The organism is Mycobacterium sp. 1164966.3 (assembly GCF_001665395.1).
Classification (GTDB): domain Bacteria; phylum Actinomycetota; class Actinomycetes; order Mycobacteriales; family Mycobacteriaceae; genus Mycobacterium.
On the sequence record NZ_LZSG01000037.1, the window covers coordinates 31390 to 44356 of the forward strand.

At 64.0% G+C, this 12967-nt stretch carries 17 protein-coding genes, 3 tRNA genes and 1 pseudogene; 17 read left to right on the forward strand and 4 right to left on the reverse strand.

Annotated features, from left to right (window positions below; all coding sequences use genetic code 11):
• Positions 1-15 precede the first annotated feature (15 nt).
• From A9W99_RS12910 to A9W99_RS12930, 5 genes are all read left to right on the forward strand, one after another.
• Complete coding sequence (locus A9W99_RS12910; RefSeq protein WP_067377959.1) at positions 16-531, forward strand: nitroreductase family protein; 516 nt, start codon at positions 16-18, stop codon at positions 529-531.
• Positions 532-533: 2 nt separating this feature from the next.
• Positions 534-1289 (forward strand): class I SAM-dependent methyltransferase, encoded by a 756-nt coding sequence (locus A9W99_RS12915; RefSeq protein WP_067377961.1) that lies wholly within the window; start codon positions 534-536, stop codon positions 1287-1289.
• Between the two features lie 186 nt (positions 1290-1475).
• Positions 1476-1931: a cyanase gene (gene cynS, locus A9W99_RS12920; protein WP_067378193.1), complete on the forward strand. Its 456-nt coding sequence runs from the start codon at positions 1476-1478 to the stop codon at positions 1929-1931.
• Between the two features lie 93 nt (positions 1932-2024).
• On the forward strand, positions 2025-3023 hold the full coding sequence (locus A9W99_RS12925; protein ID WP_067377964.1) for a patatin-like phospholipase family protein: 999 nt from the start codon (positions 2025-2027) through the stop codon (positions 3021-3023).
• A gap of 21 nt (positions 3024-3044) precedes the next feature.
• Entirely contained in the window at positions 3045-4055 is a 1011-nt protein-coding gene (locus tag A9W99_RS12930) for a patatin-like phospholipase family protein (RefSeq protein WP_067377966.1), read from the forward strand.
• Between the two features lie 51 nt (positions 4056-4106).
• Here A9W99_RS12930 and A9W99_RS12935 read toward each other — a convergent pair whose 3' ends face one another.
• From A9W99_RS12935 to A9W99_RS12945, 3 genes and pseudogenes are all read right to left on the reverse strand, one after another.
• Positions 4107-4802: a crotonase/enoyl-CoA hydratase family protein gene (locus tag A9W99_RS12935; protein WP_067377969.1), complete on the reverse strand. Its 696-nt coding sequence runs from the start codon at positions 4800-4802 to the stop codon at positions 4107-4109.
• Positions 4799-5691: pseudogene (locus A9W99_RS12940) on the reverse strand (hypothetical protein). Before A9W99_RS12940 ends, A9W99_RS12935 begins: the two are co-directional and overlap by 4 nt.
• Positions 5692-5772: 81 nt before the next feature.
• Positions 5773-6489: an MBL fold metallo-hydrolase gene (locus A9W99_RS12945; protein WP_067377972.1), complete on the reverse strand. Its 717-nt coding sequence runs from the start codon at positions 6487-6489 to the stop codon at positions 5773-5775.
• Between the two features lie 89 nt (positions 6490-6578).
• Between A9W99_RS12945 and A9W99_RS12950 the strand changes: the two genes are divergently transcribed.
• From A9W99_RS12950 to rplA, 12 genes are all read left to right on the forward strand, one after another.
• Positions 6579-6794, forward strand: coding sequence for a type II toxin-antitoxin system VapB family antitoxin (locus tag A9W99_RS12950; RefSeq protein WP_067377975.1), 216 nt, complete (start codon positions 6579-6581; stop codon positions 6792-6794).
• A gap of 112 nt (positions 6795-6906) precedes the next feature.
• A tRNA-Thr gene (locus tag A9W99_RS12955) sits at positions 6907-6979 on the forward strand.
• 53 nt (positions 6980-7032) lie between these two features.
• Positions 7033-7106: transfer RNA gene (locus A9W99_RS12960), tRNA-Met, on the forward strand.
• 46 nt (positions 7107-7152) lie between these two features.
• Positions 7153-7320, forward strand: coding sequence for a 50S ribosomal protein L33 (gene rpmG, locus A9W99_RS12965; RefSeq protein ID WP_067231004.1), 168 nt, complete (start codon positions 7153-7155; stop codon positions 7318-7320).
• Positions 7321-7368: 48 nt separating this feature from the next.
• Positions 7369-7848: a (3R)-hydroxyacyl-ACP dehydratase subunit HadA gene (gene hadA / locus A9W99_RS12970; RefSeq protein ID WP_067377979.1), complete on the forward strand. Its 480-nt coding sequence runs from the start codon at positions 7369-7371 to the stop codon at positions 7846-7848.
• Positions 7835-8263: a (3R)-hydroxyacyl-ACP dehydratase subunit HadB gene (hadB, locus tag A9W99_RS12975; RefSeq protein WP_067377983.1), complete on the forward strand. Its 429-nt coding sequence runs from the start codon at positions 7835-7837 to the stop codon at positions 8261-8263. Before hadA ends, hadB begins: the two co-directional genes overlap by 14 nt.
• Positions 8264-8265: 2 nt before the next feature.
• Positions 8266-8766 (forward strand): (3R)-hydroxyacyl-ACP dehydratase subunit HadC, encoded by a 501-nt coding sequence (gene hadC / locus A9W99_RS12980; RefSeq protein WP_067377985.1) that lies wholly within the window; start codon positions 8266-8268, stop codon positions 8764-8766.
• Positions 8767-8940: 174 nt separating this feature from the next.
• Positions 8941-9013 (forward strand) — tRNA-Trp (locus A9W99_RS12985).
• A gap of 178 nt (positions 9014-9191) precedes the next feature.
• Positions 9192-9665: a preprotein translocase subunit SecE gene (gene secE / locus A9W99_RS12990; RefSeq protein ID WP_067377988.1), complete on the forward strand. Its 474-nt coding sequence runs from the start codon at positions 9192-9194 to the stop codon at positions 9663-9665.
• A gap of 31 nt (positions 9666-9696) precedes the next feature.
• Positions 9697-10413: a transcription termination/antitermination protein NusG gene (gene nusG / locus A9W99_RS12995; RefSeq protein ID WP_067377991.1), complete on the forward strand. Its 717-nt coding sequence runs from the start codon at positions 9697-9699 to the stop codon at positions 10411-10413.
• Positions 10414-10484: 71 nt separating this feature from the next.
• Positions 10485-10916 (forward strand): 50S ribosomal protein L11, encoded by a 432-nt coding sequence (gene rplK / locus A9W99_RS13000; RefSeq protein WP_067377996.1) that lies wholly within the window; start codon positions 10485-10487, stop codon positions 10914-10916.
• Between the two features lie 72 nt (positions 10917-10988).
• Positions 10989-11699, forward strand: coding sequence for a 50S ribosomal protein L1 (gene rplA / locus A9W99_RS13005; protein WP_067377999.1), 711 nt, complete (start codon positions 10989-10991; stop codon positions 11697-11699).
• Between the two features lie 31 nt (positions 11700-11730).
• On the opposite strand, the gene A9W99_RS13010 is transcribed toward rplA, so the two are convergent.
• Complete coding sequence (locus tag A9W99_RS13010; protein ID WP_067378001.1) at positions 11731-12966, reverse strand: RNA polymerase sigma factor; 1236 nt, start codon at positions 12964-12966, stop codon at positions 11731-11733.
• Position 12967 lies beyond the last annotated feature (1 nt).

Here is a 12967-nt window from a genome sequence, read left to right on the forward strand (position 1 = left end):
CGAGAGAGGCGAGCGATGGAGACTTGGGATGCGATCTGTGCCCGACGCAACGTGCGGCAGTACACCTCAGAGCCGGTGTCGGACGCAGACCTGAACCGCATCGCCGAGGCCGGCTGGCGCGCGCCGTCGGCGAAAAACCGTCAACCATGGGACTTCGTCGTCGTCACCGACCGGACTCAGCTGCAGGAACTTTCCACCGTCTGGCGAGGAGCCGGCCACATCGCCTCAGCCGCCGCCGCGATTGCCTTCGTGGTACCGGTACCGCCGGACGAACGCAGAAAGGTGACAGACAATTACGACGTCGGTCAGGCAACCATGGCGATGATGATCGCCGCCACCGACCTGGGCATCGGCACCGGCCATTCGTCGGTCGGAGATCAGGGGAAGGCGCGGGCCATCCTGGGTGTCCCCGACGACCGTCTGGTGGCCTTTCTGCTCGGCATCGGATATCCCGCCGATCGCCCACTTCGCCCGATCCACAGGCCCGATCGGCGGCCCTTCGCCGAAGTCGTGCATCACGGACGCTGGTGAATATGGCAGCTCGCGAACACAACGCCGACTACGGCTACGACGGGTCCTTTCACACCGTCTCGGCGCGGACCCAGCTGCTGGGGGTAGCGGCGGGAGCGGGGGCCCTGCTGGTGGCGGCGGCCCGCAGCCTGGCCCGTGGCAGGCGGCTCACGGCGGCAATGGCCGCGTCCTTGGCGGTCGACATGATTGCGTCCGCGGCTTGGTACATCTACGCGACACGCTCGGGCAAGTTCCGCGTGTGGGACCGGCTTCTCGACGACTTGCGGCTGCGCGGCGACGAGACGGTGCTGGACCTGGGCTGCGGACGTGGTGCGGTGTTGCTTGCCGCAGCCAAGCGACTGCCCCGGGGACGGGCGATCGGCGTCGATCTGTGGCAAGCCGACCAGACCGACAACTCGCCGCAGGCCACCCGGAAAAATGCCGAGCTGGAAAACGTCGCCGACCGCATCGAGCTGCATACCGCCGACATGACCGCGCTGCCGTTGCCCGACGAGAGCGTCGACGTGATCGTCAGCAGCCTGGCCATCCACAACATTCCGACCCCGGCTGGTCGCCGACAGGCACTGCAAGAGGCGATTCGGGTGTTGCGGCCGGGTGGCCGGCTGGCTATTGCGGACCTGTGGGAGACCCGTCAGCATGCCGAGTACTTGCGGGAACTGGGCTGGCGAAATGTGCGGCGCCGCAACCTGGGATGGCGCATGTGGTACGGCGGGCCCTGGTTTTCCACTCGTCTGGTCAGCGCGACCAAGCCGGACTGAGCAGGCGGCGTCGATGCCGTCGAAACTGCGCCCAGGGTGGAGGTGACGGCCTTCGGGTAGCCCTGAACGCAGGTTCGACGCCACCAGCGCAGACTCGACGAGTGCGGGTGGTCGAGCTTGCTCGGCTCAGCGGTGGGTATGAACCGGCAGGAACCGGGTATGTCCGCGGACGTGCATGCTGGATTCATGAACCGAAACGAGATTACCGAGCAGATTGTGGTTGCCCGGCTGGCCAAGGGGCTGAGCTGGCAGGAGCTGGCCGACGCCATCGGAAGGCCCGCCGTATGGACCACGTCGGCCTTGCTCGGCCAGCACCCGATACCCACCGAGCTCGGCAAGGTCCTGGTGGAGATGCTCGGTCTCGAAGAGTCGGCCGTGCCGGTGCTGGCGGCGCCGCCGATGCGCGGCGGACTGCCCAGTGCGGTGCCCACCGACCCGACCATCTACCGCTTCTACGAAGCGCTTCAGGTATACGGCGGGGCCATCAAGGAACTCATCCACGAACAGTTCGGCGACGGCATCATGAGCGCCATCAACTTCAGCGTGGACATCCAGAAGAAACCGCACCCTTCCGGTGACCGGGTGGTGGTGACGTTCGACGGGAAATACCTTGCCTACGACTGGGTTTCGGCAGGTAGTTGACGACGGCGGGCGGCCGTCCTTCGAGGCGTGTCGCAGAAGCGGGCGAACCCGGTGCGCCGACACCCCACCTAGCTCGAACACTGAGGGAGACAAATGACGACTTCGTTGAAGGCGGATCTCGTGCTGTCCGGTGGGGGTGTGAAGGGCATCGGGCTGTCGGGCGCTGTCGTCGCACTTATGGACGCCGGCTACGAGATCCCGCGCATCTCGGGCACCTCAGCCGGCTCGGTTGTCGGCGCGATCTTGGCCGCCGGGTTCGAGCAACTGACCTCCGAGGAGGTCAGGCAGCTCACAATGACAGTGCCCTACCGTAAATTCCTTGACCCGACACACATCACCGGGATCCCGATACTCGGCCCGGCCTGGGGTCTACTCAGCGAAGAAGGTATCTACAAAGGCGATTTCGCGCACGACTGGATTCGGTCTCAACTGAAAAACCTGGGTGTCAACACCTTTGGCGACCTTGCCCTGGGCGACGACGCCCTACCGGCGGAACGGCGCTACCGGCTGGTGGTAACCGTCGCTGATGTGACCACCGGCCAACTGGTGCGGTTGCCCTGGGACTACCGTCGGGTCTACGGTCTCGATCCCGATGAGCAGCAGGTCGCCGATGCGGTTCGCGCCTCGATGTCCATTCCGTTCTTCTTCCACACTGTCAAACTGACAAGTGCCAGCGGGTTGACGTCCACCCTGGTCGACGGTGGGGTGCTGTCGAACTTTCCGATCGACTCGTTCGACCGGCCCGACGGCAGACCGCCGCGATGGCCCACATTCGGAGTAACACTGCTGCCCAATCTTCCGCAGGGCAATGACAAGGTGATCCCGGCGTTGGCGCCGTTGCATTGGCTCGGCGGGCCCACCCTATTGGAAGACGTGCTCACCACGATGATCGTGGGCCGGGATCAGGCCTACCTCAACCAGCCGTGGGTCAGCGCGCGGACAATCCGCGTGGACTCGACCGACATCGGTTTCCTCGACTTCGACATCAAGGAAGAGCAGATGGGAGCGCTCTACCACAAGGGCTACGACGCGGTCGAGGCGTTCCTGTCCACCTGGAACTGGACGCAATACCTCGAACGCTTCCGCAGATGAAGTGGGTGGAAAGGAATTCCAATGGCCGACGATCCGAAATACGCCGACCTTATTCTCTCCGGCGGAGGCGTCAAGTTCATTGGTTTGGTGGGTGCGATCGTCAGGCTGATGGAGGAGGGATATTCGTTCCAAAGGGTGTCCGGCGTCTCGGGAGGCTCAGTGGTGGCCGCGATCGTCGCGGCCGCATCCAAAGACGATCAGCTGACCAGTGAGCAAGTCAAAGAACTCGGATTGTCTGTGCCGCTGCATAAATGGCGCGACTGCGCGCCGATCCCATTCCTCGGTCCGGCGCTGGGCCTGCTGCGTGACTCTGGTCTGTATCGCGGTGACTTCGCCCACGACTGGGTCCGGGGCGAGCTAAAGAACCTAGGTGTCACCAAGTTTGGTGATCTGGCCATCGATGACGACAACCTCCTCGAGGAGCGGCGCTACCGGGCTGTGGTCACCGTCGCCGACCTGACGACCGGACAGCTCGTTCGGTTGCCGTGGGACTACCGCCGCCTTTACGGTCTCGATCCCGACGAGCAGTCCGTCGCTGACGCAGTGCGCGCCTCAATGGCAATCCCGTTCTTTTATCGCCCGGTGACCTTGCGCAGCGCCACCGGAGTCGAGTCCACCCTGGTCGACGGTGGCTTGCTGTCGACCTTTCCGATCGACTCGTTGGATCGGCCGGACGCCAAAGCGCCACGCTGGCCGACATTTGGGATCACCGTGGTTCCCAAGCTCTTCGAGGGTATTGAGAGTGCCCTCCCGGGGTTGCGGCCGCTGCGTCGTCTTGGGCCGCCAACGTTGCTGGAGAAGCTGATACTGACCATGGTGCTCGGTCACGATCTGACCCGCCTGAATGAGCCGTGGGTCAGCGCTCGCGCTATCCGGGTGGTTTCGACCGAAGTCAGTGCACTGGACTTCAATATTTCGAGAAAGCGTCTTGAGGAGCAGTACGACAAAGGGTACGTGGCTGCGCGAGAGTTCTTGTCTACCTGGGACTTTCCGGCGTACCTAAACCGGTTCCGGCGATACCAGGGCGTCTAGCGGCGATCGCGAGCGCGGCGGGGCCGGGCGTGGCGGGTCGTCGCCATGGACCTAGATTCCGAACTCGGCTTCTATTCCGTCGATTCCGGCGCGGATGGCCTTGAGCGCATCGGCACGCGCGCGCAGCTTGGTCGCGGCGTGAGCCTGCTGGTTGAGACCGGCGAATTCCTGCGCGGCTTCTTCGGCGCGGCTGCGCACCATCTCGGGCAGCACGATCTCGTCGACGAAGCCTGCGGCAAGCGCGGTTTCACCGAAGAACGTCTTGGCAAGCCCGGCGGCTTGCTGGTAGGCCGACTGGGTCAGCCGCAGCTTCATGATCTCCAGCGCGGCATAGGGGATCGTCATGCCGATCGCGACTTCGTTGGCCTGAATGTTGTACGCGTGGGCGGCCACCCGGTGGTCGCCGGACGACAACAGGAATGCCCCCATCGCGATGGCATGGCCGGTGCATGCCATCACCACCGGCGTGGGGTAGGACAACAGGCGATACGACAGCTCGAAGCCGCCGCGCAGCATGTCGATCGCCGGCTGTACCTGGCCGGAGGTAAGGATTTTCAGGTCGAAGCCGCCGCTGAAGACCCGCTCGTTACCCGTGATCACCAGGGCCCCGACGGCATCGCTGTCGGCCTGGTCGATCGCTTCGTTGAGGGCCTGCTGCATGGTCGGGCCCAGCGCGTTCACCTTGCCGTCGTCCATCCTGATGACCGCGATGGAGTCCTTCTTGGTGTACAAGACGGGGCCACTCATGGGGTACTCCTTCGCTTAACGCTTCGGGGTGCGCCGAACAGCACGCGCCGGCCGACCGTCACACGCGCTGGTTGCGATGCTTGCCCAGTTCGTCGTCGGCGGCACCCCAACGCAGGTTGACGTCGGTAGGGTGATCGAGCTGCCGAACGCGCCACCGGTCCTGAGTCTCCTGGACGGCGGCGTTGATTCGATCGATTTCGGTGCGGAACACCTCGGGACGTGTTTCCTTGCTCGCGTAGTGGAAGTAGGTGAGCAGGCTGCGCAGCAGTTCCAGCTTCTGCTTCTCCCGCTTCGCCAGATCATGCGACGTCATCAACTCGATGCGCTGAACGGGCGGCAGGGCATCCCAGTCCAGTACGACCTTGGTCTCCAGCGGTTTGCGCGGGCGCTTCCAGAACCGCCACCCCTTCGGTTGCTCGGGGCGGTCGTAGTAGATGACGGACCCCTCGAACCGGGACTCGATGGCATTGCCGATCTCGGCGCGGTCGAGAGCGGAGTCCCACACCATCCGCCATTCCTGGCCGGGCGCCAGCGTGGGCAACTCGCGGGGGAGTTGTAGTTCGACGACGTCGGCGTAGCCGTCGGAGGCGTTTTCGTATGCCGCCACGGTCGGTGGGGTCGGAAACGAAAATCGAATGTCATAGGCGGCGGTGCGGCCGAAATTGCGGACCACGACTTCGATCACATGCCAATCGGTGACATGCGGTTCCATCAGCATGCCGACATGGGGCCGAATTTGCTCAGCGGCCAGCTGGCGGTTTCTCCGGATCTGATAATTGCTGAAGACAAGCGCCACGATGCCGAGCGCGAGCGCCGCCCACACCGACCACACCAGCCAGGCGTTGGACCCAAAGTCTGTGGCCCCGGGCCAGCCTTGGACCCACCCCATTGAATCCACCTCCCGCTTATACCACAGTTATCGTGGGCGCCAAATTCGGTAAAACGATGGTCGGGATGCTTTTCGCGTCCCTCAACCGCCCATCAACATTCGCCACTGGTCGAGATTTCTGGCGCGATACACGTAGTTGGAGCGCTTGACCTCCGACAACGACGCGCTTGGTTCGGCTGCATACCAATGGCCCGGGAACACTGTCGGGTCGCCGGGGAGCTGGGCGAGTTGCTGCAGGCTGCGGTACATCTCGTCGGCGTCGCCACCTGGAAAGTCGGTGCGGCCACAGCCTTCCAGGAACAGGGTGTCACCGGCGACCAGCCGGCCGTCCAGCAGAAAACACTGGCTGCCCGGCGTGTGACCGGGCGTGTGCAGCAGCTCGATTTCGATGTCGCCGATGCTCACCTTGTCATGGTTCTCATGCGTGGTCAGGTCGCCCAGACCGATCCCGGTGACCCGCGAAACCCAAACTGCCTCATGGCTGTTGACGTGTACCGGCACCTCTTTGCGGTCCAGCAATTCGGCCAGGCCCTTCAACTCGAAGCCCATCATCGACCCGCCCACATGGTCCGGGTGATGATGAGTCACCAGCACGCCGGACAGGTGCAAGCCGTCGGCCTCGAGCGCGTCGAGCAGATCACCGGCGGCGTAGGCCGGATCGACCACCACACAGTCGCCGGTTTCCCGATCGCCGATCAGGTAGGCGAAATTGCGCATCTGCATCGCGAACATGTCGCCCGCGGCGAAATCACGACCGGAAAGCAGTTGACGGAAGTACAGCCGGTCTGAATCTGACACCCTCCCAGACTATGACCCTGCCAGTCGACCTACCATTTCGGGCACGTCATCGGGTTAAAGGCCCTCGAGTTCGGAGGTAGTTCCTGGCCATGCTCAAGAAGGTCGAGATCGAGGTTGACGACGACCTGGTCCGAGAGGTCATCCGCCGATACCGCGTGCTTGACACGCAAGGTGCCGTGCATCTGGCGCTGCGATCTCTCCTTGGGTTGGCGGGTGAAGGAAACACCGGAAACCCGGACGAGGAGTTCGACGAGTTCAGCGATCCGACCGCCTGGGTTCGACCGCCCCGCGGTGACGGGGGCTAGTGGGCGTGCTACTGCGGCTCGTGCGCGTGGTTTGGTGACGTTGCGCGCCAGGCTGTAACCTCTGTTAGGCCCTTGAAAGCGCACCCGCACGGCTGGTCGCTACGGGTGAACGGCCCCCTTAGCTCAGTCGGTAGAGCGTTTCCATGGTAAGGAAAAGGTCAACGGTTCGATTCCGTTAGGGGGCTCGGCGGACGCCGAGCAGGGCTGGCGGCCCCGACCCTGAACGGGGTGGACCAGAGGCGATGTAGCTCAGTCGGTTAGAGCGAACGACTCATAATCGTTAGGTCGCCGGTTCGAGTCCGGCCATCGCTACAACAAAAAAACGACACGTGCGAAAGAGACCTGAGAGAGAACCGTCATGGCTTCCAGTACCGATGTGCGGCCGAAGATCACATTGGCATGCGAGGTGTGCAAGCACCGTAACTACATCACCAAGAAGAACCGCCGCAATGATCCCGACCGGATGGAGCTGAAGAAGTTCTGCCGCAATTGCGGCAAACACCAGCCACATCGCGAGACACGGTAGTCGGTCCAAACCGTATTTGCCGGGAATTACTAGGTAGGTTTTACAGCCGTGGCTTTGACTACAGACATTGTCGGGATGCATTACCGCTATCCCGACCACTACGAGGTGGAGCGGGAAAAGATCCGCGAGTACGCGGAGGCCGTGCAAAACACCGACGGCTCATTCTTCACGGAGGATGCGGCCTCGGAACTCGGCTACAAAGCGCTGGTGGCGCCCCTCACCTTTATTTGTGTGTTCGGTTACAAGGCACAGTCGGCGTTCTTTCAGCACGCCAACATCGCGGTCCAGGACTCGCAAATCGTCCAGGTCGATCAGGTGCTGAAATTCGAGATGCCGATCGTGGCCGGCGACAAGCTGTACTGCGACGTCTGGGTGGATTCGATGCGGGAGGCGCACGGCACCCAGATCATCGTGACCAAGAACATCATCACCAACGAAGCGGGTGAGATTGTGCAGGAGACCTACACGACCCTGGCGGGCCGTGCCGGTGAGGACGGAGAAGAGGGATTTTCTGATGGCGCTGCGTGAGTTCAGTTCGGTCAAAGTTGGAGACCAGCTTCCCGAGCGGATCTACCCGCTGACCCGCGGGGACCTGGTGAACTACGCCGGGGTGTCGGGTGACTTGAACCCAATCCACTGGGACGACGAGATCGCCAAGGTCGTCGGGCTGGACACCGCGATCGCCCACGGCATGCTGACCATGGGGATCGGCGGCGGCTACGTCACCTCGTGGGTCGGCGACCCGGGTGCGGTCACCGAGTACAACGTGCGGTTCACCGCCGTGGTGCCGGTACCCAACGACGGCAAGGGTGCCGAGCTGGTCTTCAACGGCCGGGTGAAGTCGGTCGATGCGGACAACAAGTCGGTGACGATCGCTCTCACGGCGACCACTGACGGGAAAAAGATCTTCGGCCGGGCCATCGCCTCAGCGAAACTGGCGTAAGCATGGCGCTCAAAACTGATATCCGCGGGATGATCTGGCGGTATCCGGACTCCTTCGTCGTGGGGCGCGAGCAACTCCGCGCTTTCGCCAGCTCGATCAAGTGCGAACATCCGGCTTACTACAACGAGGACGCGGCGGCCGAACTCGGTTATGACAACATCGTCGCACCGCTGACGTTCGCGACGATCCTCGCGAAGCTGGTCCAGACCGACTTCTTCCAGAACGTCGACGTGGGCATGGAGACTATGCAGATCGTCCAGGTTGATCAGCGGTTCGTGTTCCACAAGCCGATTCTCGCCGGCGATGTGCTGTGGGCCCGGATGGACATTCATTCGGTCGACGAGCGGTTCGGCGCCGACATTGTCGTGACGAGAAACATCTGCCACAACGACAAGGGTGAGCTGGTCCTCGAGGCCTTCACAACGCTGATGGGCCAGCAGGGCGACGGCTCCGCGCGGCTCAAATGGGACAAGGAATCCGGCCAGGTCATCAGAACCGGGTAAACATCGGATTTCCTGCGCTCAACGGGTATCTAGTACACTCGGGCGTCGGGGTTTCCCCAGCATCTGCGCCCTTTCGCGACGAGTCCGTGAATCGACCGAGGGGAGGGCGCGCGTGTCATGTGGGCCCCGACGCCGGGAGGCCTGGCCGGACTGGGTCCGTCCTGCCAACCGCGAAGGGGCGTAGCTCAACTGGCAGAGCAGCGGTCTCCAAAACCGCAGGTTGCAGGTTCAAGTCCTGTCGCCCCTGCTGAAGGCCGTCCGGCGACGATGCAGGCCGGGGCGGCCTGAGGAGGAGCCGGACAATGGGGCAGCGCGGCGACGATGCGGGCCGGGACGGGCCTGCGGAGGGGCCGGATACAGGTAGCGTGACATAGGTGGACACTGGGAATGGCCCGGCGGATAGCTAGCGAACAAAGGAGCATGCGGTGAGCGACGAAGGCGACGTTGCCAACGACGCCGCAAGCGACGGCGGCGAGACCGAGGAAAGCGGCGGTCGGACGGCTTTGGTGACAAAACCTGTGGCGCGGCCGCAGCGCCCCACCGGCAAGCGGACCCGTCAGAAGGCAGCTGACGCCGACGCGGACGCCGAGTCATCGGGCGACGTCGAGGTCGCCAAGGAAGAGAAATCAAAGAAGTCCGCAAAAGGTGCGAAGGCCAAGAAGGCACAGAAATCCGCCAAGACAAAGAAGAAAGCTGGCGCCGCTTCGGCGAACCCGATCATCTTCGTTTTCAACTACCTGAAGCAGGTAGTCGCCGAAATGCGGAAGGTGATCTGGCCGAACCGCAAACAGATGCTCACCTACACCTCGGTGGTGCTGGTGTTTCTGGCCTTCATGGTGGCACTCGTCGGGCTCGCCGATTTCGGCCTAGCCAAGCTGGTGCTACTGGTGTTCGGCTGAGGCTTGAGAGTGACAGGAAGGACTGCAAACCGTGACTACCTTCGACGGTGACACGTCCGCGGGTGAGGCGGTCGACGTGCAGGAAGCCGGCACCGAACAGGTCGCCGAGGCTCCGCCCGAAGAACTGGACCCGGCCGCCGCGCTCAAGGCAGAGCTGCGTAGCAAGCCCGGCGACTGGTATGTGATCCACTCCTACGCCGGTTACGAGAACAAAGTGAAAGCCAACCTGGAAACCCGCGTGCAGAACCTTGACGTCGGCGACTACATCTTCCAGGTGGAGGTGCCCACCGAAGAGGTCACCGAAATCAAGAACGGCCAGCGCAAGCAGGTCAACCGCAAAGTGCTGCCCGGCTACATCTTGGTGCGGATGGATTTGACCGACGACTCGTGGGCCGCGGTGCGCAACACGCCCGGGGTCACCGGGTTCGTCGGCGCGACATCGCGTCCGTCGGCTCTCGCGCTCGACGACGTGGTGAAGTTCCTGTTGCCGCCGGGAGCGACGAAGAAGGCCGCCAAGGGTGCGGCCAGCACCGCTGCCGCCACCGAGACCGGCGGGCTGGAGCGTCCGGTTGTCGAGGTCGACTACGAGGTGGGCGAATCGGTGACGGTGATGGACGGACCGTTTGCCACGTTGCCCGCCACCATCAGCGAGGTCAACGCCGAGCAGCAGAAGCTCAAGGTGCTGGTCTCGATCTTCGGCCGTGAAACGCCGGTGGAACTCACCTTTGGCCAGGTCTCCAAGATCTAGCCGATCGCACGCCATACGAGGCCGAATCCCAAGGCCGGACAAGGCAGTACAAGGAAGGATAGCGACACCCTATGGCCCCGAAGAAGAAGAAAGTCGTCGGGCTGATCAAGCTGCAGATCGTGGCTGGGCAGGCCAACCCTGCGCCGCCCGTCGGCCCCGCGCTCGGCCAGCACGGCGTCAACATCATGGAGTTCTGCAAGGCGTACAACGCCGCCACCGAGAACCAGCGCGGCAACGTCATCCCGGTGGAGATCACGGTCTACGAGGACCGCAGCTTCACGTTCACCTTGAAGACCCCGCCCGCTGCGAAGCTGCTGCTCAAGGCGGCGGGTGTGGGTAAGGGTTCGGCGGAGCCGCACAAGAACAAGGTCGCCAAGGTCAGCTGGGACCAGGTTCGCGAGATCGCCGAGACCAAGAAGTCCGACCTCAACGCGAACGACATCGATGCGGCCGCCAAGATCATCGCCGGCACCGCGCGGTCGATGGGCATAACCGTCGAGTAGTTCTCAGCAGCCCGTGGGAGGGCCAGCTTCGGCCCGCTTGGTAACCACGACCCAACACAGATTGGACAGTCAATGAGCAAGAACAGCAAGGTATATCGCGCGGCCGCCGAGAAGGTTGATCGCAGTAACCTGTACACCCCGCTGGAGGCGGCCAAGCTTGCCAAGGAGACGTCGTCGAGCAAGCAGGACGCGACCGTCGAGGTGGCGATCCGGCTCGGCGTCGACCCGCGCAAGGCCGACCAGATGGTCCGCGGCACTGTCAACCTGCCGCACGGCACGGGTAAGACCGCCCGGGTTGCGGTGTTCGCGGTCGGCGAGAAAGCCGAGCAGGCCGAGGCCGCCGGAGCTGACATCGTCGGCAGCGACGACCTGATCGAGAAGATTCAGGGCGGATTTCTGGACTTCGACGCCGCCATCGCGACGCCGGACCAGATGGCCAAGGTCGGTCGTATCGCCCGGATCCTGGGTCCGCGCGGCCTGATGCCGAACCCGAAGACCGGCACCGTCACCCCCGACGTCGCCAAGGCCGTGACCGACATCAAGGGCGGCAAGATCAACTTCCGCGTCGACAAGCAGGCCAACCTGCACTTCGTCATCGGCAAGGCGTCGTTCGACGAGAAGAAACTTGCGGAGAACTACGGGGCGGCGCTCGACGAGGTGTTGCGGCTCAAGCCGTCGTCGTCGAAGGGGCGGTACCTGAAGAAGGTCACCGTGTCGACGACGACCGGGCCGGGCATTCCGGTCGATCCTTCCGTCACCCGCAACTTCACCGCGGAGGTCTAGTCCGGCCGCCGAGTGTGCATCCTGCGACGCCTCACCGGCGTGTTGCGTCGCGAGATTCACATTCGGCGATACGCCGCCGCAGGAAGTCGCGGCCCGGCTCGGATCCGTTGCACTGCAACGCCTCTCGGTACCAGATAAGAGCTTCTTTCCGGCGTCCCGCCCGTCGCAACAAGTCGGCGCGCACCGAGGCAGCCAGATTTGAACGGGCAAGCCGGGGATCGTGCGCCACCTTCTCCAATGCGGCTAGGCCGGCATCTGGGCCATCGCGGAAACCTACCGCCAGGGCGCGGTTGGCCAGCACCACCGGCGAGTCGGTCATCTGCAACAGTCGATCGTATGCGGCGCAGATGGCGGTCCAGTCGGTCTGCTCCCAGGACGGCGCCGTCGCGTGCAGAGCGGCGATCACCGCTTGAGGCAGATACGGCCCGGTCGAGCCCCGCGCCCGCCGCAGCCGATCCAGGCCGCGGCTGATGCGGCCGCCGTCCCACCTCCAACGGTCCTGCTCATCGAGCGGAACCAGCGCGCCCGCACTGTCAACCCGGGTCGCCCGACGCGAATCATGCAGCAGCACAAGGGCCGCCAAGGCGTGCGCCTCCGGCTCCTGCGGCAGCAGCGCACACAGCTCCGCGGCCAGCCGGACACCCTCGTCGCACAGTTCGTCTCGGATGGCCGACGGGCCGGCGGTCGACCAATAGCCCTCGGTGAAAACCGAGTAGATGCAGCTGAGCACGTGCGGCGTGCGCTCTGGCAGTAGTTCGGCGGGCGGCACTCGCAGCGGGATGTTGGCATGCCGGATCTTGTTCTTGGCTCGCGTGATTCGTTGACTGACGGCACCCTCGGCCTGGAGTAGCGCGCGAGCGATCTCGGCGACGGTCAACCCGGACACCAGGCGCAGCGTCAGCGCCAGTTGCGATTGCCGGTCCAGCGCCGGGTGCGCGCAGGTGAACATCATGCGCAGCTCGTCGTCGCGCACCGGATGCGGGTCACTGTGATCGGTACGCGCTCGAATATCGTCAAGCACTGCCGCCAATTCCTTTCCCGGACGGGCAGATTCGCGGCGTAGCCGATCCCGCACCCGATTGCGGGCGACCGTCACCAGCCACCCGCCGGGACTGTCCGGCACCCCGTCGCGGGCCCAGGTACGAAGAGCCTCGGCACAGGCTTCCTGAACGGCGTCTTCGGCGATGGTGAGGTCACCCGACCACCGGGCCAGGGCGGCCACCGCCGGGCCCCACTCGCGCCGGAAGACGCCGCTCAGGTCGCTCATC